The following is a 23,362-nucleotide window of genomic DNA, read 5'->3' as shown; positions in this document are numbered from 1 at the left end:
GTCTTTTGTGGCCTCTTGGCGTTTGGCTTCGAGTAAATATTTAAATAACAAAAACGTTATCGTTTTTATTAGCGGAAAATTAAATGGATCAGTTTCATGATATACGCCCTTACAACGACGATGAAGTCGTCGGGGTGTTGCAAAACTTGTTACAAACACCGGATTTTATTAATACCATCATAGGCTTTCGTTTTCCTGGCTGGCCAACATTCCTTAGAGGGCCCTTATCACTGTTGGTGAAAATGGCTCTTAAACGACAGTTCTCAGGTATTCGTAATGTTCGTGATTTTCAGACGGGTGTAGCGAATTACATGGCGCGTATGATCAAAAACACGACCACAGATGTTGAGTACCGAGGTATCGATAAACTTAACAAGAACGTGGGATATTTATTTTTGTCGAATCACCGCGACATTGCGATGGACCCGGCATTTGTTAACTATGGTTTATACATGGCGGGTCTGGATACCGTCCGAATAGCCATTGGGGATAATTTACTGCGTCGTCCTTTTGTTTCTGACTTAATGCGTCTGAATAAAAGCTTTATTGTGAAGCGTTCTGCCAATGGTATCCGTGAAATGATGGCGGCTTTTGGACAGTTATCTTCCTATATCACCCATTCGATAACCAAAGAGCACTGTAATATTTGGATTGCGCAGAAAGAAGGTCGTGCGAAAGATGGTGTAGATCAAACAGATCCCGCGATCATTAAAATGTTCTACATGAGCCAGAAGAAAGAAAAAATAGCTTTTCCTGAGGCCATGGCCAATCTTAATGTGGTACCAGTCTCGATTTCCTACGAATACGACCCTTGTGCGTTTGATAAGGCGCGGGAGTTGCATCAAAAATCGACGACGGGTAATTACGAAAAAGCAGAATTTGAAGACATTGATAGCATCAAAAATGGCATTGTGGGGCAGAAAGGTAAAGTGGTTGTCACCTTTGGAGATGTTATCACCACAGAGGGCATTGAGACGCCTGAAGACTTTGTGGCGGAAGTCGATCGTCAAATAGTCACTCATTATGCGATTCAGCCCAGTAATGAATCGGCGTTTGCTATACAGCAAGGATTGCCTGCAACGGACAGTGCGTTTGAAGTGTATATGCAAACTTGTCCAGAGGCGCTGCTTGAGACGGTGTTGGCTATGTATGCTAACCCGCTAAAACAAAAGCAAAAATATGTAAATGTATAATCAGTAAGGTAATGACTAATGAATATCGGGACGTTGTTAAGATCCTGGGTTGGTTCCACCGTGTTTTTTGTTTATTACGCGTTATCAACCATACTATTTGGGTTGATGGCACCATTTGCCACCATTCTTTTACCTAAGGATATGCGTCAACCAGTGCTGAATTTACACAATAAAGGATTGTTGTTTGTTTTTCGGGTTCTGTGTGGGGTAAAGATTGAAATCATAGGACGGGAGCATATCAACAAAAACCGACCTGTTGTGTTGGTAGCGAACCATCAAAGCGAATGGGAGACATATGTTCTACAAGTTCTGATGGCACCGGTGTCCACCGTTTTGAAGAAAGAGTTATTGTCTATGCCTTTTTTTGGTTGGGGGCTTCGTATGGTGCAGCCGATTGCCATTGACCGTTCTAAACGTACCAATGCGCTGAAACAAATTATGAGCCAGGGTAAAGAGCGTTTGGAAGATGGCCGATCAGTATTGATTTTTCCTGAGGGGACACGTACTAAGCCAACGGAAGTGAGAGAGTTCAACAAAGGAGCTGCCATGCTGGCAACGTCTGCGAATGTGCCGATTTTGCCTGTGGTACATAATGCGGGATACGCTTGGCCAAGTAAGAGTTTTTTGAAAAAGCCTGGGGCGATTCGTGTGGTGATTGGCCCCGTGATTGAGTCGGAAGGTAAGAAAACGGGTCAACTGCACGATGAAGTGACCGCTTGGATGCGGGCAGAAATGGCAAAATTGCCAAAAGGTGCATAAGCACGCCGCGATTATTCTTGTGTTATCGCTTTGACAATAAAAAGCCGCAAGTCTTACTTCTTAAATAAGAGTAAGAGTTGCGGCTTTTTTGTATAAGCCTAGCGAGATGCCGTCATTACGGATATTTTTTGAAGACCAAACTGGCGTTTGTGCCACCAAAGCCGAAGCTGTTGGACATAATAAGGTTCAAATCCACATTGTCTTGACGTGTGGTCACAACAGGGATGTGTCCTGCTGCTGGGTCAAGTTCATCAATGTTAGCTGAGGCTGTAATGAATTTGTTTTCCATCATTAACAAGCAATAGATGGCTTCATGAACGCCTGCTGCACCGAGGGAATGACCAGATAAAGATTTGGTTGAGCTGACCGAAGGGATATCCTCACCAAAGGTTTCGTTTACCGCTTGTAGCTCTTTCATGTCACCTGCTGGTGTGCTGGTACCATGAGTATTGATGTAGTCTATCTTGCCATCAATGGTGCTCATAGCCATTTGCATACAACGAACCGCCCCTTCGCCAGACGGCGCAACCATGTCGTAACCATCCGATGTTGCACCGTAGCCAACGACCTCAGCATAAATCTTTGCACCACGCGCTTTCGCATGTTCCAGTTCTTCAAGAACAAGGATGCCACCGCCACCAGCGATAACAAAACCATCACGGTTTGAATCATAGGCACGAGACGCGATTTCAGGGGTGTCATTGTATTTAGACGATAAAGCACCCATGGCATCAAACATACAAGTTTGTTCCCAACTCTCTTCTTCGCCACCGCCTGCAAACACTACATCCTGTTTGCCAAGCTGGATCAGTTCCATGGCATTACCAATACAGTGGGCACTGGTTGAGCAAGCGGAGGTGATTGAGTAGTTTACGCCTTTGATTTTAAAAGGTGTCGCCAAACAAGCTGATACTGTACTTCCCATGGTTTGCGTGACACGGTAAGGGCCAACGCGTTTTACACCTTTTTCACGTAGCGTGTCAGCTGATTCCACTAGGTTTTGTGCCGACGCGCCACCTGATCCTGCAATTAAGCCAGTGCGGACATTAGACACTTGCTCTTCGCTTAAGCCTGAGTCCGCAATCGCTTGCTGCATAGAAACATAAGCATAAGTCGCCGCATCGCCCATGAAACGACGCGCTTTACGATCAATACTATCGCTATCTAAATCGATACGACCGCAAACATGGCTGCGAAAGCCATGTTCTTTGTAATCTTCAGCGAAACGAATACCAGAACGGCCCTCGCGCAAGGAGTTTAAAACGCTCTCTTTGTCATTGCCAAGACAACTGACAATGCCAAGACCTGTTACTACTACACGACGCATATAATGTGCCTCTTTACCCTTGTTCTTTAAAAGTTATCAGTGGTTGTGAACAAACCAACGCGCAAGTCTTTTGCAACGTAAATTTCTCGCCCATCAACGGATACGCTTCCGTCAGCAATACCCATCACTAATTTACGCTCAATCACTCGTTTCAACTGAATATTGAAAGTGACCTTTTTCGCTGTTGGGAGAATTTGTCCTGTGAACTTAACTTCACCACAGCCCAATGCGCGACCACGCCCTTTGTTGCCTTTCCAGCCAAGGAAAAAACCAACAATTTGCCACATTGCATCCAAGCCTAGGCAGCCTGGCATGACCGGGTCACCAGGAAAGTGACATTGGAAAAACCAAAGGTCGGGGTTAATATCTAGCTCAGCAATGATTTCGCCTTTGCCGTGTTCTCCGCCTTCGGCCGAGATACGTGTGATGCGATCCATCATCAACATGTTACCTACGGGCAGTTGGGCATTACCTTCACCAAACATTTCGCCGTAGCCACATTGCAATAGTTCGTCTTTTTCAAACGATGAAGCTCTAGTCATTATAGTCCTATTTCCACCTCCAGCTAATAACGCGTTGGGTTATGCTGAGTCATGTGGTTCAGTTAGCAGTATAAAATCTAGCGGATTATATCGGTTTGAGCGCTTAATATGAATGTTTGAATAGAAAAAAAGCACTAACCTTACTTAAGAAAGGCATATTTTTTAGGTTTGAGCCCTGAATTTTGGTGTTTTTTGCGAATCGATATACAAGAAAAAGCGATGGCTCGATGGGGCAGGGATGTTTTTTCTTACCTCCTAGGCTCATAATGTAGTCAATAAAAACGAATTAGAGTTGATATATGATAGAAATTGGCGGCAAGCTTTGTGCCCCTTGGCAGTATATTGTTGATAATAATAAGAGCGATTATGTGGTGGGCTATCAGTCTGAAGTAAACAATTCGTTAGCCTCGCTGCATTTTCTTCATGGCAACGGTTTTGCGGTGGGTTCCTACCGACATTTTTTAGCGCATTTTGCTAATGACTATAATCTGCTTTTACAAGATGCCGCGGGTCATGGTGAATCCTCACCGGGAGAGCAGTTTGTTGGCTGGAATGAAACCGCTAATCGGTTTGTAAAGTCGTTGCAGTCGCGCTTGCCTCAATTGCCTGCTACCGAGCGAATTGGTATGGGGCATAGCTTTGGCGGTTGTTTGACGGCACTAATGAGTGCTCAAGAGCCGGGCTTATTTGATCGAATTGTTCTACTTGATCCCGCAATGTACCCACCCAAAGTGATCTGGATGCTGCGAGGTGTGCGTATGTCAGGCTTTAGACGACGCTTACCTATGGTTCGACAAGCCACTCGGCGTCGTACCCATTGGGAAAGTCTGGCTAATGTGAAAGCCAGTTTTAAGGGGCGAGGGACCTTTAAAGGGTGGCAAGATCGGTGCCTCGATGACTATATTCGCTATTCTGTTCAAGAAGACGAAGACGGACAATGTCATTTGCGTTGTCCTACTTGGATGGAAGCGGCTGTTTTTTCCTCTTACCCGAAAGGCTTATGGCAGCTAATTCGTACAGTTAGGGTACCGACCTATATTATCCAAGGGGAGTCGTCCTATGATTTTTTCATAGAGGCTCATCATTTGGCGGCTCGCTTGAACCCAAATATTAAGGTGGTGACAGCAAAGGGAGGCCATTGTTTTATGCAGGAAGACCCTGCTGCCGCTGCGCAACAAGTAAAAAGTTGGTTGGACTCTTTTGATTGTTCAGCTTAGAACATGATATTGCATCAGCATAGGTGAGCAAAAGCAAAAAGAGCCACTGGTTAACGTGACACTTTTTGCTTTTAGACAGCGCGAAATCAGTTGCGGCGTTTAACCGACGCGTGGGCCAAATTAATGAGAGCTTCTTTATACTCTGAGTCAACGAGAGGGGCTAATGCTGCAATGGCAAGATCCGCTTGTTCTTGAGCACGCTGTTGCGTGTACTCAATGGCACCACACTCCTGTACGTCCCTAATGATGGTGTCTAATTGCTCCAAACCACCTGTTTCAATGGCGTGTCGGACGCGATTGACGGCATCAGGGTTGCCGTGTTGCATTGTGTAGATCAAGGGAAGAGTCGGTTTCCCTTCTGCCAAGTCGTCACCTACGCTTTTACCCATTTCCTCGGCGGTACTGGTGTAGTCCATAACGTCGTCAATTAATTGGAAGGCTGTGCCCACGTACATGCCATAGTCTTTGAGTGCCGTTTTGATGTCATCGCTGCTGTTTGCGATGACAGCACCGCACAGTGCCGCCCCTTCGAATAGCTTTGCCGTTTTGTATTGGATGACTTTCAAGTAATTTTCTTCAGTTGTATCTGGGTCGCCACAATTAATCAGCTGTTGCACTTCCCCTTCCGCGATAATGTTAGTGGTTTCCGCCATAATCGCCATGCAATCCATGCTTTGGATGCTCACCATTAATTGAAAAGCACGAGTGTACAAAAAGTCGCCAACAAGAACGCTGGGAGCGTTGCCCCATTCTTCATTAGCGGTTTTTTTGCCGCGACGCATATCGGATTCATCCACCACATCATCATGAAGTAGCGTTGATGTGTGGATAAACTCAATAATAGTCGCCATTTTGATGGCTTTATCGAGCTTGTCCTCATCTAAATTTAGGCTTGCTTTAGCGGCAAGCAGTACCATTAGTGGGCGAAGGCGTTTGCCGCCGTTGCTGATAATGTAGTAGCCGATTTGCTCAATGAGAGGAATGTCACTTGTTAGTTGTGACACTATGTATTCGTTTACTCGGCCAAACTCGTTGGCCACAACATCATGTATTTTTGTGGGTTGCATACGATTTCCGAAGCTAAAGATTGCTAAGCTGTAAAGCAAGTTTGACCCATGCTAGGTAAGCCTTGTGTCAGGGTCAACCCAAAAGATGAAAAATACATAAACACTGTGCTTTTTGCTTGTATTAGCTGGTTTGATTTTGTACAATCTCGCGTCCGATTTGCCCACATTTTGCTCCCTATCATATGGTAAGTGGGTTTTTGTCGTGATCGACAAGAATTTGGTGCCACTAGAAGTAGGTCAAATCCAATTCAGTAGCCGGGTAAATCTCATTGGAGAAGAACATGTTTGCAGTAATCAAAACTGGCGGTAAGCAATACCGTGTGCAAGAAGGCCAAACCCTTAAGGTTGAAAAACTTGCAGTAGAAGAAGGTGGCGTGGTTGAATTTAACGACGTACTTCTTGTTAGCAATGGCGACGACGTTAAAGTTGGCGCTCCAGTTGTAGAAGGCGCTAAAGTAACAGCAGAAGTAGTTACTCATGGTCGCGGAGACAAAGTGAAAATTTTGAAATTCCGTCGTCGTAAGCATTCTATGAAGCGTATGGGGCATCGTCAGTGGTTCACAGAAGTGAAAGTCACTGCGATTAACTAATAAGCGCTAACTAAAATACATTTAAGGAGTAAGTCATGGCTCATAAAAAGGCGGGTGGTAGTACTCGTAACGGTCGCGATTCCGAGTCGAAACGATTAGGTGTCAAACGTTTTGGTGGTCAAGTAGTGATCCCAGGTAACATTCTTGTTCGTCAGCGTGGAACTCAATTCCACCCAGGTGTTGGTGTTCAGATCGGTAAAGATCACACCTTGTTCGCTGTTGTTGAAGGTCAAGTAAAGTTTGAAGTGAAAGGTAAACTTAAGCGTCGTACGGTTTCTGTCGTAGCGGCTTAATTACTGCTAAAAACTTAAAAAGAGCTCCGCGACGCGGGGCTTTTTTTTTGGAAAAATCTTATAATCAGGGTCTGTTGATTCTGATAATCCACCGAAGAGGTGAATCTGTGAAATTCGTTGATGAAGCCAGTATCTATGTAAGAGCGGGTAAAGGCGGTAATGGTTGTTTGAGCTTTTGGCGGGAAAAATTTGTTGCCAAAGGCGGTCCCGATGGCGGTGATGGCGGCAATGGCGGCAGTGTGTATTTGGTTGCTGATGAAGCTTTAAATACGCTGATCGATTTTCGCTATACGAAAAAATACATCGCTGAAAGCGGCGAGGGCGGCCAAGGGCGAGACATGACTGGCTCAAAAGGTGCGGACCTTGAGGTTAAGGTGCCAATCGGTACGACGGTGATTGATGAGGATACGGGCGAGACCTTAGGGGATCTCGTACGCGATGGTCAGCGATTAAAGGTGGCTCAAGGTGGTCACCATGGTTTAGGTAACACGCGCTTCAAATCCAGTACCAACCGTGCTCCTCGCCAAACGACGAAAGGGACGGTCGGAGAAGAGCGAACCCTAAAGCTGGAAATGAAAGTGTTGGCAGATGTTGGGTTACTTGGATTGCCTAATGCGGGTAAATCGACTTTTATCCGTGCTGTCTCGTCGGCCAAGCCAAAAGTGGCGGATTACCCCTTTACGACGCTGGTGCCAAACTTGGGTGTGGTGAAAGTGAAAAAACACCAGAGCTTCGTTGTGGCCGATATTCCAGGCATCATTGAAGGTGCATCGGAAGGGGCGGGTCTGGGTATTCGTTTCTTGAAACATTTGGTGCGTAATCGCATTTTGCTTCATGTTGTTGATTTGGCCCCATGGGATGATATTACGCCAGCAGAAGCGGCACTCATTGCGGTGAATGAATTGCAGCAGTTTAGCCCTGCTTTGGCGGAACGTGACCGTTGGTTGGTTCTGAACAAAACCGATATGGTGCCAGAAGACGAATTAGACGAGCGCTGCCAGAGTGTCATCGACGCATTGGGCTGGCAGGGTAAAACGTACCGCGTCTCTGCAATTTCTGGGGAGGGGACAGAAGTGTTATGCCTAGACTTGATGACGGCGCTTGAGGCGCAGCGTGAGTTGTTGGCCGAAGATCCAGAGGCTCGCGAGAAAGAGAAAGCGATGCGTGCCTTGATTGATGAGGAGGGTCGTCAGCGTATTATGGCACTGCGCGAGAAGCGTCGTTTAGAAGGCAAAATGCTGGATGACGATGATTTTGATGATGACGATTATGATGTCGAAGTAGAGTACGTTTAAGCATTGGCTAATTTTGTGGGTGGGTAAGCGGTAGTATGGAAAGGCGAGAAAAAATTGCGAAAGCGCGTCGGCTGGTGGTAAAAATCGGTAGTGCTTTGTTAACGAATGACGGTCAGGGTTTGGATGTTGAGCGCATTGGCTTATGGGTTGAACAAATTGCTCAATTACGCAAGCAGGGCAAAGAAGTGGTGTTGGTGTCGTCTGGCTCGATTGCTGCTGGTATGAAACGCCTTGGTTTTTCTTCTCGACCGACCCAGGTGAACGAGTTACAAGCTGCTGCCGCAGTTGGTCAGATGGAGCTGGTGGGGGTGTATGAGAGTCATTTTGAGAAGCATGGCCTTTGTACGGCGCAAATTTTGCTCACCCATGACGATCTATCTAACCGTCGTCGTTATTTAAACGCTCGATCTTCATTGCGTACTTTATTAAGCCTTGGTGTTGTACCCATAGTTAACGAAAACGATACGGTTGTAACCGACGAAATTCGATTTGGTGACAACGATACTTTAGGTGCCCTAGTCGCGAACTTGGTGGAAGCTGATGCGATGATCATCTTGACGGATCAGCAGGGGTTATTTGATAAAAACCCACGTGACCATAAGGATGCTACCTTGATCCCCCGTGTTTCGGCGACTGATGAGCGTTTAGAGTCGATGGCCAGCGGCGGCGCCGGTTTGCTGGGCAGTGGTGGTATGTTGACGAAAGTGCGTGCGGCGCGTTTAGCTGCGCGTTCTGGGGCGGATACTTTGATTGCTTCAGGTCGTGAGGAGAGTGTTATACTGCGGCTGGCTTCCGGTGAGCATGTGGGAACCTGGTTACAGCCTGAACATGGACGGTTAGCGGCCCGTAAACAGTGGTTGGCTGGGCAGTTAAAAAGTCGTGGGACACTGGTGCTGGATGATGGCGCGGTTAAAGCATTACGCAAAGGTAGTACCAGTTTGTTGGCTGTCGGGGTGAAAGACGCGCAAGGGTCTTTTTCTCGTGGCGATATGGTGCTGTGTTTGGATGAGCAGGGTGCTTTGGTGGCGCGTGGTTTGATCAATTATACCGTGGCAGAAACCTTAAAGTTGCTTGGTCGTCCTTCCTCCGATATTTTGAGCGTGCTGGGTTACGAGAGTGAACCGGAGCTGATTAACCGTGATGATTTAGTCATTATTTAACGCAATGTAATGAACTAGGAGAGTGGCATGGCAAAACCGGGGCAGTCTGGTTTGGCGCGCGTTATTAGTGCGACGCGCTATTCTTACCAGGGGCTAAGAGCGCAGTGGAAACATGAAGCGGCTTTTCGTCAAGAAACCTGCTTATTTTTAGTGGCCTTGCCATTGGCACTCTGGTTGGGCGATGGCGGCATGGAAAAAGCGTTGCTAGTTTTTTCTGCTGGAATGGTGCTGATCGTTGAAACGATTAATTCCAGTGTGGAAGCGGTTGTGGATCGTATTAGTGATGAGCAGCATGAGTTGTCTGGGCGGGCGAAAGATCTGGGCTCAGCGGCAGTCATGCTGTCTTTAGTCTTGGCGGCCGTTGTATGGGGGTTGGTTATTTTCTCGTAGAGCAGTGCGGCAAGTGTCAGTACGACAGAGAAATGCATAAAAAAACCGGCAAAAGCCGGTTTTTTTATGGGGATTAGGCCAGTGCTTTAATTTTAGCACTCAAGCGGCTCTTATGACGAGCTGCTTTGTTTTTGTGATATAGGCCTTTACCAGCTGCTTTGTCTAGCTTAGAAGTGGCTAGAGTATAAGCTGCTTGTGCATCAGCTTGATTACCTGCTTCGATAGCTGCATCTACTTTTTTCAAGTAGGTACGAACCATAGAGCGCAGGCTACCATTATGAGCGCGACGTTTGATCGCCTGGCGCGCACGTTTTTTTGAACCGGCGGAATTTGCCACAGTCTGGCTCCTTTCAATTATATTAGGAAACGGCACAGCACTGTGCTGCGTCGTGAAATTAATGTCAAGTTTGACTTGAGAATCTCGCGGCGGATTTTACCAGTTTTTTGGCGTGTCACAACCCCATTATACAAATAATCACCAAATCTAGTGGCTTATTTTCCTGCCTTGTCTGTCAATCTGGTGGTATTCTTGCTCCAATTGCTTGGTATGGTTAGTAAAATTATAATGTCTGAAGAAAATGTGGTGTCTAAAAAAGAATCAAAAGAAATAGTACAAAAGAGTTCTTTATTACGTTCTGGTGTCTTAGTTTCCCTCTGTACTTTTTTGTCGCGTATTCTAGGGTTGGCTCGTGATTCTGCATTAGCGTACGTATTAGGAGCCAGTGCTGGCGCGGATGCGTTCTATGTGGCCTTTAAAATCCCTAACTTTTTCCGTCGACTTTTTGCAGAAGGCGCCTTTGCACAAGCCTTCGTGCCAGTTCTGAGTGATTATCGGGTTAATACCAGTAAAGAGGAAGTGCGTGCGCTAATTTCTGCTGTATCGGGGTCATTAGCCTTGGTGCTATTGGTCATGACGGCGTTGTTTATGCTCTGCGCGCCTTGGGTTATTTATGTGTTTGCTCCAGGCTTTGCTTCTGATGGCGAGCAGTCGCGCTTGGCATCTCAGTTGCTGACCATTACGTTTCCTTATCTGATGTTTATTTCGTTAACCGCCCTGGCTGGTGGCGTGCTCAATGCGCATGGTGAGTATGCGGTCCCTGCGATCACGCCGATTTTTCTCAACATTACTTTGTTGATTGCCACCTTGGTATTTGCGCGTGACGCGGCTCAGTCTGAAATTTATGTGGCGTGGGGGGTGTTTTTTGCGGGGCTGGTGCAGCTAGCCTTCCAGATGCCGTTCCTAGCTCGGCTTAAGCTCTTACCCATGCCGAGTTTGAATTTTCGCCATCCGGGGGTTAAGCGCATCTTGATACTGATTGGTCCAGCGTTATTTGGTGTGTCGGTTAGTCAAATTAACCTGTTATTAGACACTGTGCTAGCGTCGTTTCTGCAAACAGGCAGTATTACTTGGTTGTATTTGTCGGATCGTTTGTATGAATTGCCACTGGGGGTTTTTGCGATTGCGATTAGTACGGTGATTTTGCCGTCATTGTCGCGGAGTTTTGCTAGCCAAAAAGCAGACAGTTTTTCGACGACTCTAGACTGGGGCTTGCGTATATTATTGCTGATTGCCGTACCTTCCTCTTTAGCGCTCTTTATGCTGGCAGAACCTTTGATTGCGACCATCTTTTATCGCGGTGCGTTGACGGTTCATGATGTGGTGAAATCGTCTGAAAGTTTGCAAGCTTATTCCCTTGGTTTGGTCTTTATGATGCTGATTAAAGTATTGGCTCCAGGTTACTATGCAAGGCAAGATACAAAGACACCAGTGCGTATTGGTATTATTGCTATGGTGTCAAATATGGTACTGAATCTGATTTTTGTCTGGCCGCTAGGGCATGTTGGCTTGGCGCTGGCGACCAGTTTATCGGCAGGTATTAATGCCCTTTTATTATGGCGTGGCCTGCGTAAACGAGGACATCATGTGTTTTCTGATCAGTGGAAGCGCTTGTTACGTATTCTGGTGCTTGCAACATCGGCATTGGGTGTGTGTTTATATGTGTTCCTTCAACAGGGTTGGGTATGGACTCAGATGAGCAGTTTGCAGCGTATTGGTGATACTTTGCTGATCGTTGTTGTTGGGGTATGTGTGTATGTGGGAGTCGCCATCCTGGCGGGCCTGCGTCTATCAATGTTAAAGCACGGGTAAGTTCATTGCTTGTGATATGGCCAGCTGAAAGCGCGTTTGTGTAAGTTCTGGCCTACCGTCATCTAGTGAACTGCTATATAATCTTGGTTATTTTTTTCAGCGCTGGGTGGAATGGTCTTGAACGAGGCACTATGGAGTTAATACGGGGTATTCATAATATCCGAGAAAAGCATCGAGCAGGTGTGCTAACGATTGGGAATTTCGACGGCGTTCATTTGGGGCACCGTGCTATCTTGAACCGAGTAAAAGCGTTGGCGGCTCATTATCATGTACCTGCGGGGATTATGATATTTGAACCTCAGCCGCGAGAGTACTTTGCACCGAAAACCTCGCCTGGGCGTATTAGCCGTTTGCGGGATAAGGTGGAATTACTCAAAGGGCAGGGCATCGATTATGTCCTGTGCTTGCCATTCAATCCTAAACTTCAGCAGCTTGACGCCCATACTTTTTGCCAGAGTATCTTATTGGATGGCTTGTCTGTTCGTCATTTGGTGGTGGGGGATGATTTCCGCTTTGGCTGTGATCGCCAAGGGGACTTTGAATATTTGCGTCAATTTGGCGAAACCCACGATTTTGATGTTGAAAATACGCCATCAGTGCTCAATACATTGGGTGAGCGAGTCAGTAGTACGTTAGTACGCCAAGCGTTAGAGCGAGGCGATATTGACGCGGCCCAAGAAAATATGGGACACCCTGTGATGCTAAGCGGTCGAGTGATCCACGGGCAAAAGCTGGGTCGTACTATTGGGTTCCCCACAGCCAATGTGCATTTGAAAGGCACTATGTCTGCGTTATCAGGTGTTTATGCTGTCACGTTAGAAGCGGAGGGTGTGCGCCATGATGGGGTTGCCAATATAGGTATGCGACCTACGGTGAACGGGAAAACGCCTATTTTAGAAGTGCATTTGTTCAACTTTAATGGTGATCTGTACGATCAATATGTACAGGTTACTTTCTGCCGTTTTATCAGGGCAGAGCGAAAAATGGCCGGCCTAAGTGAGCTGGAACAACAAATTCAATGTGATAAAGAAGAAGCACAACGCTTTTTTGCTAATCAGTGAAAAGATGATCTTTGAGGATGAATCGATAAACCATGAGTGATTATAAACCGACACTGAATTTGCCAAACACGGATTTTCCAATGCGTGGAGATTTGGCAAAACGTGAACCTGCAATGCTAAAGCGTTGGCAGGATATGGATCTATACAACAAAGTACGTAAAGTGAGTAAAGGTCGTAAGTCTTTTATTCTTCACGATGGCCCTCCATACGCGAACGGTAGTATTCATATTGGTCACGCGGTTAACAAAATCCTCAAAGATATTATTGTTAAATCGAAAACCGTCAGCGGCTTTGATGCACCGTACATCCCTGGCTGGGACTGCCATGGTTTGCCAATCGAGCACAAAGTTGAGCAGCTGATTGGCAAAGCGGGCGATAAAGTGTCGTACAAAGATTTCCGTGCGAAATGCCGTGAATACGCCTACTCACAAATTGAAGAACAGAAAAAAGACTTTATCCGTCTTGGCGTGATGGGAGATTGGGACAATCCTTATCTGACCATGAACTTTGTAACCGAAGCGAATATTGTTCGAGCATTAGGTAAAATTGCTGAAAATGGCCACTTAGTAAAAGGCTTTAAGCCCGTTTACTGGAGTGTGGTGGGTGGCTCTGCTTTGGCGGAAGCGGAAGTGGAATACCAAGATAAAACCTCTTTGTCTTTGGACGTGCGTTATGCACCAAAAGATGAAGCCGAGTTGTTGGCAAAATTCTCCGGTGTGGAAGGAGAAGGTAAGGTTTCTGTTGTTATCTGGACGACTACTCCTTGGACTTTGCCTGCTAGCCAAGCGGTCTCGATTCACCCAGAATTTCATTACGCACTGGTTGAAGTGGACATGGGGGCGGGCAAAGAGCGTCTGATCCTAGCGGAAGACATGGTTGAAAGTGTGATGGCGCGTTATGGTGTGTCGGACTTCCGCATTGTAGGACGCGCTGTGGGTGCTGACCTTAATGGCACGTTGTTGGATCATCCGTTTATTGAGCGTGACATCCCGGTTATCTTAGGTGAGCACGTCACGACGGAAGCCGGTACGGGTTGTGTACATACCGCACCGGACCACGGGGTAGATGACTTTAACGTGGGTCGTGAAAATGGCTTAGGCACCATCAACCTTGTTCAAGATAATGGTGTTTACTCAGAAGCGGCAGGCGAATTCGCGGGCATGCACGTTTACAAAGTAGACGATGCTGTGTTGGAAGCACTAAACCGTAATAACGCTTTGGTGTTTCAGTCAAAAATCTTCCACAGTTATCCACACTGCTGGCGTACTAAAACACCGTTGATCTTCCGTGCGACGCCACAATGGTTTATCAGCATGGATGAAAAAGGTCTATTGGATTCTGCCAAAGAAGCTGTGAAAAGCGTGAAGTGGACGCCTTCATGGGGACAAAACCGCATGGAAGGTATGTTGAATAACAGTCCAGATTGGTGTGTGTCCCGTCAGCGTACCTGGGGCGTGCCAATTGCTTTATTTATTAACAAAGAAACACAAGAGCTTCATCCAGAAACGCCGCGCTTGATTGAAGAAGTGGCACAGCGTATTGAGAAAGCTGGCATCGACGCTTGGTTTGATTTGGATGCAGCAGAGCTTCTAGGGGACGATGCAGAGCAATACAGCAAAGTAACGGATACGCTAGACGTTTGGTTCGATTCGGGGGTTACCCATTACTCGGTAATCGATCAGCGTGAAGAGTTGAGCTTCCCTGCGGATTTGTATCTAGAAGGCTCTGATCAACATCGTGGTTGGTTCCAATCTTCTTTGAAAACCTCTATCGCAATTCGTGGTGTGCCACCATACAAAGGCGTACTAACTCACGGTTTCACCGTCGATGGTGATGGTCGCAAGATGTCTAAATCACTCGGTAACGTGGTTTCTCCACAGAAAGTGATGGGGACTTTAGGGGCGGATATCATCCGTCTATGGGTGGCGGCAACCGATTACACGGGCGAAATGACCGTGTCTGATGAAATTCTAAAGCGTGTGGCGGATTCTTATCGTCGTATCCGTAATACGGCGCGCTTTATGCTGGCGAACTTGAATGGCTTTGATCCAGCAAAAGACATGGTGCCTTCAAGCGAGATGATCGCCTTAGATCGTTGGATAGTTGACCGTGCTGCGCAATTGCAAAAAGACTTGGATGTGGCCTACGGCGAGTACCAATTTCATACCGTTAACCAAAAAATCCAGAATTTCTGTTCGGTGGATTTAGGTGGTTTCTACTTGGATGTGATCAAGGATCGTCAATACACCACACAAGAAGACAGCTTAGCGCGCCGTTCGGCACAAACGGCTTTGTATCATGTGATGGAAGCCTTTACTCGTTGGATCTCTCCTATCTTGAGCTACACAGCGGATGAGATTTGGTTAGCGCTTCCAGGTGAGCGCAGCGAGTCTGTGTTCCTAGAAACCTGGTACGAAGGGCTTGAAGAGCTGGCGGGCGACGAAGTGCTTGGCCGTGAGTTTTGGAAACAGGTTCTTGAAGTGAAAGTGGCGACCAACAGGGTGCTTGAAGCAGCACGTAATGAAGGCAAAATGAAAGCCAGCTTAAGTGCGGAAATTACCTTGTATTGTGATGACTCATTGCAAACAACATTGAATCGTTTAGGTGATGAGCTGCGCTTTGTGTTGATTGCGTCTGATGTGAAGGTCCTGCCACTTGATCAAGCGGGTGAGGGTGCGGTTGAAACCGATCTTGCGGGTCTTAAAGTGCATGTAGAGCTCAGCAAGTATGCGAAGTGTGTACGTTGTTGGCATCACCGTGAAGAAGTGGGTAAACGAGAAGCGCACCCTGAATTGTGCGATCGTTGTATCTCTAACTTACCTGATGGGGAAGGTGAACAGCGCCTTTACGCTTAATGACATTTCGATATGTGTGGCAACAAGCCCAGCGCTGGTGGGCGCTGGCAATTGCAGTAGTGATCTTGGATTGGGTCACCAAACAAGCGGTTGTGGCAAATTTGTTTTATGGACAGGAAATCCATTTGTTGCCCGTGCTTGATCTAACATTACGCTACAACACTGGCGCGGCCTTTAGTTTTTTGGCTCAGGCGGGAGGGTGGCAACGTTGGTTGTTCTCCTTGATTGCGATAGCCGTGGTAGTGGGGATTAGCTGGCGTTTAGTTCGAATAGGCCGTAAAAATCCTTGGGAGGCGGCTGCATTAAGTCTGATTATGGGCGGTGCTCTTGGCAATTTACATGATCGCCTTGCTTATGGCCACGTGATCGATTTTATACAAGTTCATTGGCAGCAATCTTGGTATTTTCCTGCCTTTAATGTGGCTGATAGTGCGATCACAATAGGTGTTATCTTGATGCTATTAGAAGGCCTATTTGTTAAGCCGAAGAAAGGTGAAAAAGAATGAGTTTAGTGACGGCAGACAGCCGAGTGACCTTACATTTTGAGTTATCTTTGGAAGATGGTCAGATTGTAGATTCCAATTTTGATCAAACCCCCGCTCAATTTGTGTTTGGGGATGGCAACTTGCTGCCCGCGTTTGAAGAAGTACTAATCGGCATGAAAGCAGGTGATGAAGCGTCATTTGTGATGTCACCGGAAAAAGCGTTTGGTGCGCACAATGAAAACAATATCCAGCGTATTCCACGCTCTCAGTTCTCAATGGACTTAGAGGAGGGCATGGTCGTGTCCTTTGCGGACGCTGCGAACAATGAACTTCCTGGTGTTATCGCAGAAATCGGCGAGTCTGATGTCATGGTTGATTTTAATCACCCACTAGCGGGCCGCTCTTTAACCTATCGGGTGCGTGTTGTTGCGGTAGAGGAGGCATCATGAGTTTTGCTATTCAATTAGCAAACCCGCGCGGTTTCTGTGCAGGGGTAGATCGTGCAATTGAAATCGTCAACCGCTGCTTGGATCTATTCGAAGCGCCAATTTACGTGCGTCATGAGGTGGTGCACAACAAATTTGTTGTCGAATCATTAAAAGCTCGTGGTGCGGTTTTTGTTGATGAATTGGACCAAGTACCGGATGACAATATTGTTATCTTTAGTGCTCATGGGGTGTCTAAAGCGGTGCGTGATGAAGCGTCGCGTCGTGGGCTAAAAGTGTTTGATGCAACCTGTCCTTTGGTAACAAAAGTGCACTTGGAAGTCTTACGTTACTCTCGAGACGGTGTAGAGTGCATCTTGATTGGTCATGATGGACACCCTGAAGTAGAAGGCACCATGGGGCAATACGATAACCGTAATGGTGGGGCAATTTATTTAGTGGAAAGTGCGGAGGATGTGGCTTCTTTGAAGGTAAACAACCCTGAAAAAATTGCATTTGTAACCCAGACTACATTATCGATGGATGATACATCTGTGGTGATCGATGCTCTTCGCCAATATTTCCCTAAAATTAAAGGGCCAAAGAAAGACGATATCTGCTACGCCACGCAAAATCGTCAAGATGCTGTGAAAACGTTAGCGGCAGCGTCGAAGTTAGTGTTAGTGGTTGGTTCTGTGAACAGCTCTAACTCAAATCGGTTGCGAGAGCTGGCAGAACGGATGGGTGCAACGGCTCACCTTATTGATAATGCGGATGAAATCGATGCACGCTGGTTGGTCAACATAGAAAGCGTTGGAGTGACGGCTGGCGCATCTGCACCAGAAGTGCTGGTTAATCAAGTGATTGAGCGTTTAGTGAAAGAGGGTGGCGAAGCGCCTCAAGAGTTAAAAGGCCAAGAAGAGAACGTGTCTTTCTCTATGCCTAAAGAACTAAGAATCGTTGAGTTGTAAATTCAACAATTTCCTTCAGAAAGATTTTTTTAAAATTAATTTGAATAAACCTCAAAAAAGGGTTGCAGAAAATCTGTGAATCCTTAATATACGCCCTCGCTGACACGGACAGCGCTTCACACTAAGTGAAGACGAGGTTCGAAAAACGTTAGCAACGCTCTTTAAAATAGATAATCAGATAATTTGTGTGGGCGCTCGCTGAGACCTTCAGAAGATCGACAGGGTTTTGCTTAGTTTACTGAGTGAGACACTGATCGATCAAAAAAATTGAAGTCTTACGAGAGTCAAACACGTCAATTCGCTTTATGTTGATTTGTTGTCTTAGATGATGAATCGATTAAGTTATTGTTAGTGTAAGAATTTGAGTGAGCAAGCTTTTTAAACTGAAGAGTTTGATCATGGCTCAGATTGAACGCTGGCGGCAGGCTTAACACATGCAAGTCGAGCGGTAACAGGGGAGCTTGCTCCTGCTGACGAGCGGCGGACGGGTGAGTAACGCGTAGGAATCTGCCTAGTAGAGGGGGACAACATGTGGAAACGCATGCTAATACCGCATAATCCTTTAGGGGGAAAGGAGGGGATCTTCGGACCTTCCGCTATTAGATGAGCCTGCGTGAGATTAGCTAGTTGGTGGGGTAAAGGCCTACCAAGGCGACGATCTCTAGCTGGTCTGAGAGGATGACCAGCCACACTGGGACTGAGACACGGCCCAGACTCCTACGGGAGGCAGCAGTGGGGAATATTGGACAATGGGGGGAACCCTGATCCAGCCATGCCGCGTGTGTGAAGAAGGCCTTAGGGTTGTAAAGCACTTTCAGGAGTGAGGAAGGGTGCTTGGTTAATAGCCAAGTATTTTGACGTTAGCTCCAGAAGAAGCACCGGCTAACTCTGTGCCAGCAGCCGCGGTAATACAGAGGGTGCGAGCGTTAATCGGAATTACTGGGCGTAAAGCGCGCGTAGGTGGTTTGTTAAGTCTGATGTGAAACCCCAGGGCTCAACCTTGGAATGGCACCGGATACTGGCAGGCTAGAGTACGGTAGAGGGATGTGGAATTTCCTGTGTAGCGGTGAAATGCGTAGATATAGGAAGGAACATCAGTGGCGAAGGCGACATCCTGGACTGATACTGACACTGAGGTGCGAAAGCGTGGGGAGCAAACAGGATTAGATACCCTGGTAGTCCACGCCGTAAACGATGTCTACTAGCCGTTGGGTTGTAATGACTTAGTGGCGCAGTTAACGCGATAAGTAGACCGCCTGGGGAGTACGGCCGCAAGGTTAAAACTCAAATGAATTGACGGGGGCCCGCACAAGCGGTGGAGCATGTGGTTTAATTCGAAGCAACGCGAAGAACCTTACCTACTCTTGACATCCACAGAAGAACGCAGAGATGTGTTTGTGCCTTCGGGAACTGTGAGACAGGTGCTGCATGGCTGTCGTCAGCTCGTGTTGTGAAATGTTGGGTTAAGTCCCGTAACGAGCGCAACCCTTATCCTTACTTGCTAGCGGGTAATGCCGAGAACTTTAAGGAGACTGCCGGTGACAAACCGGAGGAAGGTGGGGACGACGTCAAGTCATCATGGCCCTTACGAGTAGGGCTACACACGTGCTACAATGGCGTATACAGAGGGCAGCGAACTTGCGAGAGTAAGCGAATCCCAAAAAGTACGTCGTAGTCCGGATTGGAGTCTGCAACTCGACTCCATGAAGTCGGAATCGCTAGTAATCGTGAATCAGAATGTCACGGTGAATACGTTCCCGGGCCTTGTACACACCGCCCGTCACACCATGGGAGTTGATTGCTCCAGAAGTAGATAGTCTAACCTTAGGGGGGACGTTTACCACGGAGTGGTCAATGACTGGGGTGAAGTCGTAACAAGGTAGCCCTAGGGGAACCTGGGGCTGGATCACCTCCTTAAACGATAGAAGGCTTGGTGAGCGTTCACACAAATTATCTGATATCTGTAGTTTAGAGTGTCGTAGTCTGGACCGGGTCTGTAGCTCAGTTGGTTAGAGCGCACCCCTGATAAGGGTGAGGTCGGCCGTTCAAATCGGCCCAGACCCACCAAGTTTTCTTATAACTTTGTTATGATGTCACTCGCATAGTGAGCTATGCGTCGCAACATCATGCCGCGTTCTAAGACAACCTTGGTAAGGTTAATAATAAGTTTTAAGTCTTTTAAAACTGAGATCAGCACACGATATGGGGCTATAGCTCAGCTGGGAGAGCGCCTGCTTTGCACGCAGGAGGTCTGCGGTTCGATCCCGCATAGCTCCACCATATCGGTGATCATACAATACGACAAACAAAGCCTTAAGCAAGATGCTTGGACAGTTAATCGAGAAGGGAAATTATTTTCTAATCGGTATCGACTGAGGATTCCTAGTCTCTGACTTAGTGCTTTGCACTAAACTTGCTCTTTAACAATTCGAATTTTGAAATAGACGATAATCAAGCGTCAAACCGGTGGATTGCACTTTTCTCATCTTATTTCCTTCTGATGAGGGGGTGACGATCTAATATCGTAAATCCAGAGAGGGACAAAAGCTCTTTGGTATGTGATCTGAGTAGGAAACTACTTTGGGTTATATGGTCAAGTGACCAAGCGTGCACGGTGGATGCCTTGGCAGTCAGAGGCGATGAAGGACGTGGTAATCTGCGAAAAGCTCGGGGGAGTTGATAAACAAACTGTGATCCCGAGATGTCCGAATGGGGAAACCCACCCGCTTGCGGGTATCGTATGATGAATACATAGTCATACGAGGCGAACGAGGGGAACTGAAACATCTAAGTACCCTTAGGAAAAGAAATCAATTGAGATTCCCTGAGTAGCGGCGAGCGAAAGGGGATTAGCCCTTAAGTGGCTTTGGTGTTAGTAGAAGATTCTGGAAAGGATCGCTGTAAAGGGTGATAGCCCCGTATACGAAAACGCCTTAGACATGAAAACGAGTAGGACGGAACACGTGTTATTCTGTCTGAAGATGGGGGGACCATCCTCCAAGGCTAAATACTCCTGACTGACCGATAGTGAACCAGTACCGTGAGGGAAAGGCGAAAAGAACCCCTGTGAGGGGAGTGAAATAGATCCTGAAACCGTGTACGTACAAGCAGTGGGAGCGGACTTGTTCCGTGACTGCGTACCTTTTGTATAATGGGTCAACGACTTATTTTCAGTAGCAAGCTTAACCGCATAGGGTAGGCGTAGGGAAACCGAGTCTTAATAGGGCGTTTAGTTGCTGGGAATAGACCCGAAACCGGGCGATCTATCCATGAGCAGGTTGAAGGTTGGGTAACACTAACTGGAGGACCGAACCCACGTACGTTGAAAAGTCCGGGGATGACTTGTGGATAGGAGTGAAAGGCTAATCAAGCTCGGAGATAGCTGGTTCTCCTCGAAAGCTATTTAGGTAGCGCCTCGCGTATTGCCACTGGGGGTAGAGCACTGTTTGGGCTAGGGGGTCATCCCGACTTACCAACCCCATGCAAACTCCGAATACCAGTGAGTGTTAGCGCGGGAGACACACGGCGGGTGCTAACGTCCGTCGTGAAAAGGGAAACAACCCAGACCGTCAGCTAAGGTCCCAAAGTTACAGTTAAGTGGGAAACGATGTGGGAAGGCTTAGACAGCTAGGAGGTTGGCTTAGAAGCAGCCATCCTTTAAAGAAAGCGTAATAGCTCACTAGTCGAGTCGGCCTGCGCGGAAGATATAACGGGGCTCAAACTGTACACCGAAGCTACGGGTTCATCTTAGGATGAGCGGTAGAGGAGCGTTCTGTAAGCCGTTGAAGGTCAAGCTGTAAGGCAGGCTGGAGGTATCAGAAGTGCGAATGTTGACATGAGTAACGATAAGGGGAGTGAAAAACTTCCCCGCCGGAAGACCAAGGTTTCCTGTCCCATGTTAATCAGGGCAGGGTGAGTCGGCCCCTAAGGCGAGGCAGAAATGCGTAGTCGATGGGAAACAGGTTAATATTCCTGTACTTATGTATATTGCGATGGAGAGACGGAGAAGGCTAGGCCAGCACGGCGATGGTTGTCCGTGTTTAAGGTAGTAGGTTGAGGAATTAGGCAAATCCGGTTCCTCTTAAGACCGAGAATTGATGACGAGCCCTCTTTTGGGTGAAGTGGTTGATGCCATGCTTCCAGGAAAAACTTCTAAGCTTCAGATATACATGAACCGTACCCCAAACCGACACAGGTGGTCAGGTAGAGAATACCAAGGCGCTTGAGAGAACTCGGGTGAAGGAACTAGGCAAAATGGTACCGTAACTTCGGGAGAAGGTACGCCGGCCGGTGTGAAGGACTTGCTCCGTAAGCACTAGTCGGTCGAAGATACCAGGCCGCTGCAACTGTTTATTAAAAACACAGCACTCTGCAAACACGAAAGTGGACGTATAGGGTGTGACGCCTGCCCGGTGCTTGAAGGTTAATTGATGGGGTTAGCGTAAGCGAAGCTCTTGATCGAAGCCCAAGTAAACGGCGGCCGTAACTATAACGGTCCTAAGGTAGCGAAATTCCTTGTCGGGTAAGTTCCGACCTGCACGAATGGCGTAATGATGGCGGCACTGTCTCCACCCGAGACTCAGTGAAATTGAAATCGCAGTGAAGATGCTGTGTATCCGCGGCTAGACGGAAAGACCCCGTGAACCTTTACTATAGCTTCACAGTGAACTTTGAACCTACTTGTGTAGGATAGGTGGGAGGCTTTGAAGATAGGACGCCAGTTCTATTGGAGCCAATCTTGAAATACCACCCTGGTATGTTTGAGGTTCTAACTCAGGTCCGTAATCCGGATCGAGGACACTGTGTGGTGGGTAGTTTGACTGGGGCGGTCTCCTCCCAAAGAGTAACGGAGGAGCACGAAGGTGTGCTCAGCATGGTCGGAAATCATGCATAGAGTGTAAAGGCAAAAGCACGCTTAACTGCGAGACAGACACGTCGAGCAGGTACGAAAGTAGGTCTTAGTGATCCGGTGGTTCTGAATGGAAGGGCCATCGCTCAACGGATAAAAGGTACTCCGGGGATAACAGGCTGATACCGCCCAAGAGTTCACATCGACGGCGGTGTTTGGCACCTCGATGTCGGCTCATCACATCCTGGGGCTGAAGCCGGTCCCAAGGGTATGGCTGTTCGCCATTTAAAGTGGTACGCGAGCTGGGTTTAGAACGTCGTGAGACAGTTCGGTCCCTATCTGCCGTGGACGTTTGAGATTTGAGAGGAGCTGCTCCTAGTACGAGAGGACCGGAGTGGACGAACCTCTGGTGTTCCGGTTGTCACGCCAGTGGCATTGCCGGGTAGCTATGTTCGGACGGGATAACCGCTGAAAGCATCTAAGCGGGAAGCCTCCCTTAAGATAAGATCTCACTGGAACATAAGTTCCCTAAAGAGCCGTTCGAGACGAGGACGTTGATAGGTTGGGTGTGTAAGTGCTGTGAGGCATTGAGCTAACCAATACTAATTGCTCGTGAGGCTTGACCATATAACACCAAAGTGGTTTTACATAGTACGATAGACACTGGTTTGACCTTGATTATCGCTATTTCAAAATGAATTGTTAAAAGAGACAAGTAAACGAATTTGCGAGTT

General features: G+C 47.3%; 18 protein-coding genes, 2 tRNA genes and 2 rRNA genes. 18 read left to right on the top strand and 4 right to left on the bottom strand.

Translation table 11 applies throughout. From position 1 onward, the window contains the following. Positions 1–83: 83 nt before the first annotated feature. Together AC0VYG_RS22595 and AC0VYG_RS22590 are read left to right on the top strand one after the other, a co-directional pair. A complete protein-coding gene (locus tag AC0VYG_RS22595; protein ID WP_475430110.1) occupies positions 84–1,193 on the top strand; it encodes a 1-acyl-sn-glycerol-3-phosphate acyltransferase in 1,110 nt (369 codons plus the stop codon). Positions 1,194–1,211: 18 nt separating this feature from the next. After that, positions 1,212–1,952 (top strand): lysophospholipid acyltransferase family protein, encoded by a 741-nt coding sequence (locus AC0VYG_RS22590; protein ID WP_475430109.1) that lies wholly within the window; start codon positions 1,212–1,214, stop codon positions 1,950–1,952. A 115-nt stretch (positions 1,953–2,067) separates the two neighbouring features. Here the strand turns inward: AC0VYG_RS22590 and fabB are convergent, their stop codons facing one another. Further along, positions 2,068–3,279 carry a beta-ketoacyl-ACP synthase I gene (gene fabB, locus AC0VYG_RS22585; RefSeq protein ID WP_475430108.1) on the bottom strand — a complete coding sequence of 404 codons (1,212 nt, stop codon included), beginning with the start codon at positions 3,277–3,279 and terminating at the stop codon, positions 2,068–2,070. Between the two features lie 26 nt (positions 3,280–3,305). Next, positions 3,306–3,821, bottom strand: coding sequence for a bifunctional 3-hydroxydecanoyl-ACP dehydratase/trans-2-decenoyl-ACP isomerase (gene fabA, locus AC0VYG_RS22580; protein ID WP_475430107.1), 516 nt, complete (start codon positions 3,819–3,821; stop codon positions 3,306–3,308). A 299-nt stretch (positions 3,822–4,120) separates the two neighbouring features. Between fabA and AC0VYG_RS22575 the strand changes: the two genes are divergently transcribed. Then, positions 4,121–5,038 carry an alpha/beta fold hydrolase gene (locus tag AC0VYG_RS22575; protein WP_475430106.1) on the top strand — a complete coding sequence of 306 codons (918 nt, stop codon included), beginning with the start codon at positions 4,121–4,123 and terminating at the stop codon, positions 5,036–5,038. Between the two features lie 86 nt (positions 5,039–5,124). On the opposite strand, the gene ispB is transcribed toward AC0VYG_RS22575, so the two are convergent. Beyond that, positions 5,125–6,105: an octaprenyl diphosphate synthase gene (gene ispB / locus AC0VYG_RS22570; protein ID WP_475430105.1), complete on the bottom strand. Its 981-nt coding sequence runs from the start codon at positions 6,103–6,105 to the stop codon at positions 5,125–5,127. 281 nt (positions 6,106–6,386) lie between these two features. Here ispB and rplU point away from each other — a divergent pair, with 281 nt between their 5' ends. The 5 genes from rplU (at position 6,387) to AC0VYG_RS22545 (ending at position 9,833) form a co-directional block, all read left to right on the top strand. Beyond that, complete coding sequence (gene rplU / locus AC0VYG_RS22565; RefSeq protein WP_067020013.1) at positions 6,387–6,695, top strand: 50S ribosomal protein L21; 309 nt, start codon at positions 6,387–6,389, stop codon at positions 6,693–6,695. A gap of 35 nt (positions 6,696–6,730) precedes the next feature. Beyond that, positions 6,731–6,988, top strand: a complete 258-nt coding sequence (gene rpmA / locus AC0VYG_RS22560; RefSeq protein WP_012071897.1) for a 50S ribosomal protein L27 — start codon at positions 6,731–6,733, stop codon at positions 6,986–6,988. Between the two features lie 107 nt (positions 6,989–7,095). Further along, entirely contained in the window at positions 7,096–8,283 is a 1,188-nt protein-coding gene (gene cgtA / locus AC0VYG_RS22555; protein ID WP_475430104.1) for an Obg family GTPase CgtA, read from the top strand. A gap of 35 nt (positions 8,284–8,318) precedes the next feature. Next, positions 8,319–9,443 carry a glutamate 5-kinase gene (proB, locus tag AC0VYG_RS22550; RefSeq protein WP_475430103.1) on the top strand — a complete coding sequence of 375 codons (1,125 nt, stop codon included), beginning with the start codon at positions 8,319–8,321 and terminating at the stop codon, positions 9,441–9,443. A 27-nt stretch (positions 9,444–9,470) separates the two neighbouring features. Beyond that, on the top strand, positions 9,471–9,833 hold the full coding sequence (locus tag AC0VYG_RS22545; RefSeq protein ID WP_475430102.1) for a diacylglycerol kinase: 363 nt from the start codon (positions 9,471–9,473) through the stop codon (positions 9,831–9,833). A 73-nt stretch (positions 9,834–9,906) separates the two neighbouring features. Here the strand turns inward: AC0VYG_RS22545 and rpsT are convergent, their stop codons facing one another. After that, positions 9,907–10,170, bottom strand: coding sequence for a 30S ribosomal protein S20 (rpsT, locus tag AC0VYG_RS22540; protein WP_199478026.1), 264 nt, complete (start codon positions 10,168–10,170; stop codon positions 9,907–9,909). Positions 10,171–10,398: 228 nt separating this feature from the next. On the opposite strand from rpsT, the gene murJ reads away from it, so the two are divergent. From murJ to AC0VYG_RS22490, 10 genes are all read left to right on the top strand, one after another. After that, the gene (murJ, locus tag AC0VYG_RS22535) at positions 10,399–11,982 is read left to right on the top strand and encodes a murein biosynthesis integral membrane protein MurJ (protein WP_475430101.1); all 1,584 of its coding nucleotides are present in this window, start codon (positions 10,399–10,401) and stop codon (positions 11,980–11,982) included. A 131-nt stretch (positions 11,983–12,113) separates the two neighbouring features. Beyond that, entirely contained in the window at positions 12,114–13,043 is a 930-nt protein-coding gene (gene ribF / locus AC0VYG_RS22530; protein ID WP_475430100.1) for a bifunctional riboflavin kinase/FAD synthetase, read from the top strand. Between the two features lie 32 nt (positions 13,044–13,075). Further along, positions 13,076–15,898 (top strand): isoleucine--tRNA ligase, encoded by a 2,823-nt coding sequence (gene ileS, locus AC0VYG_RS22525; RefSeq protein ID WP_475430099.1) that lies wholly within the window; start codon positions 13,076–13,078, stop codon positions 15,896–15,898. Further along, complete coding sequence (lspA, locus tag AC0VYG_RS22520; RefSeq protein WP_475430098.1) at positions 15,898–16,404, top strand: signal peptidase II; 507 nt, start codon at positions 15,898–15,900, stop codon at positions 16,402–16,404. Before ileS ends, lspA begins: the two co-directional genes overlap by 1 nt. Then, on the top strand, positions 16,401–16,832 hold the full coding sequence (locus tag AC0VYG_RS22515) for an FKBP-type peptidyl-prolyl cis-trans isomerase (RefSeq protein WP_475430097.1): 432 nt from the start codon (positions 16,401–16,403) through the stop codon (positions 16,830–16,832). The genes lspA and AC0VYG_RS22515 overlap by 4 nt, the downstream gene beginning before the upstream one ends. After that, positions 16,829–17,779 carry a 4-hydroxy-3-methylbut-2-enyl diphosphate reductase gene (gene ispH, locus AC0VYG_RS22510; protein WP_475430096.1) on the top strand — a complete coding sequence of 317 codons (951 nt, stop codon included), beginning with the start codon at positions 16,829–16,831 and terminating at the stop codon, positions 17,777–17,779. Before AC0VYG_RS22515 ends, ispH begins: the two co-directional genes overlap by 4 nt. 380 nt (positions 17,780–18,159) lie before the next feature. Continuing rightward, positions 18,160–19,696 (top strand): 16S ribosomal RNA (locus AC0VYG_RS22505). Between the two features lie 73 nt (positions 19,697–19,769). Then, positions 19,770–19,846: transfer RNA gene (locus tag AC0VYG_RS22500), tRNA-Ile, on the top strand. A gap of 137 nt (positions 19,847–19,983) precedes the next feature. Continuing rightward, positions 19,984–20,059, top strand: a tRNA-Ala gene (locus AC0VYG_RS22495). Positions 20,060–20,370: 311 nt separating this feature from the next. Beyond that, positions 20,371–23,255 (top strand): 23S ribosomal RNA (locus AC0VYG_RS22490). Together the 16S and 23S rRNA genes with 2 tRNA genes alongside form the textbook arrangement of a ribosomal RNA operon. Positions 23,256–23,362 lie beyond the last annotated feature (107 nt).

This window comes from Marinomonas sp. 63XJN7_7_ISO-PGPR-S23-202 (assembly GCF_056173505.1).
This window is presented reverse-complemented; position numbering and strand designations above follow the sequence as displayed.

Coding starts and splice junctions, on each gene's coding strand:
- AC0VYG_RS22595 (WP_475430110.1), top strand. CDS start 84: ATGGATCAGTTTCATGATATACGCCCTTACAACGACGATGAAGTCGTC.
- AC0VYG_RS22590 (WP_475430109.1), top strand. CDS start 1,212: ATGAATATCGGGACGTTGTTAAGATCCTGGGTTGGTTCCACCGTGTTT.
- fabB (WP_475430108.1), bottom strand. CDS start 3,279: ATGCGTCGTGTAGTAGTAACAGGTCTTGGCATTGTCAGTTGTCTTGGC.
- fabA (WP_475430107.1), bottom strand. CDS start 3,821: ATGACTAGAGCTTCATCGTTTGAAAAAGACGAACTATTGCAATGTGGC.
- AC0VYG_RS22575 (WP_475430106.1), top strand. CDS start 4,121: ATGATAGAAATTGGCGGCAAGCTTTGTGCCCCTTGGCAGTATATTGTT.
- ispB (WP_475430105.1), bottom strand. CDS start 6,105: ATGCAACCCACAAAAATACATGATGTTGTGGCCAACGAGTTTGGCCGA.
- rplU (WP_067020013.1), top strand. CDS start 6,387: ATGTTTGCAGTAATCAAAACTGGCGGTAAGCAATACCGTGTGCAAGAA.
- rpmA (WP_012071897.1), top strand. CDS start 6,731: ATGGCTCATAAAAAGGCGGGTGGTAGTACTCGTAACGGTCGCGATTCC.
- proB (WP_475430103.1), top strand. CDS start 8,319: ATGGAAAGGCGAGAAAAAATTGCGAAAGCGCGTCGGCTGGTGGTAAAA.
- AC0VYG_RS22545 (WP_475430102.1), top strand. CDS start 9,471: ATGGCAAAACCGGGGCAGTCTGGTTTGGCGCGCGTTATTAGTGCGACG.
- murJ (WP_475430101.1), top strand. CDS start 10,399: ATGTCTGAAGAAAATGTGGTGTCTAAAAAAGAATCAAAAGAAATAGTA.
- ribF (WP_475430100.1), top strand. CDS start 12,114: ATGGAGTTAATACGGGGTATTCATAATATCCGAGAAAAGCATCGAGCA.
- ileS (WP_475430099.1), top strand. CDS start 13,076: ATGAGTGATTATAAACCGACACTGAATTTGCCAAACACGGATTTTCCA.
- lspA (WP_475430098.1), top strand. CDS start 15,898: ATGACATTTCGATATGTGTGGCAACAAGCCCAGCGCTGGTGGGCGCTG.
- AC0VYG_RS22515 (WP_475430097.1), top strand. CDS start 16,401: ATGAGTTTAGTGACGGCAGACAGCCGAGTGACCTTACATTTTGAGTTA.
- ispH (WP_475430096.1), top strand. CDS start 16,829: ATGAGTTTTGCTATTCAATTAGCAAACCCGCGCGGTTTCTGTGCAGGG.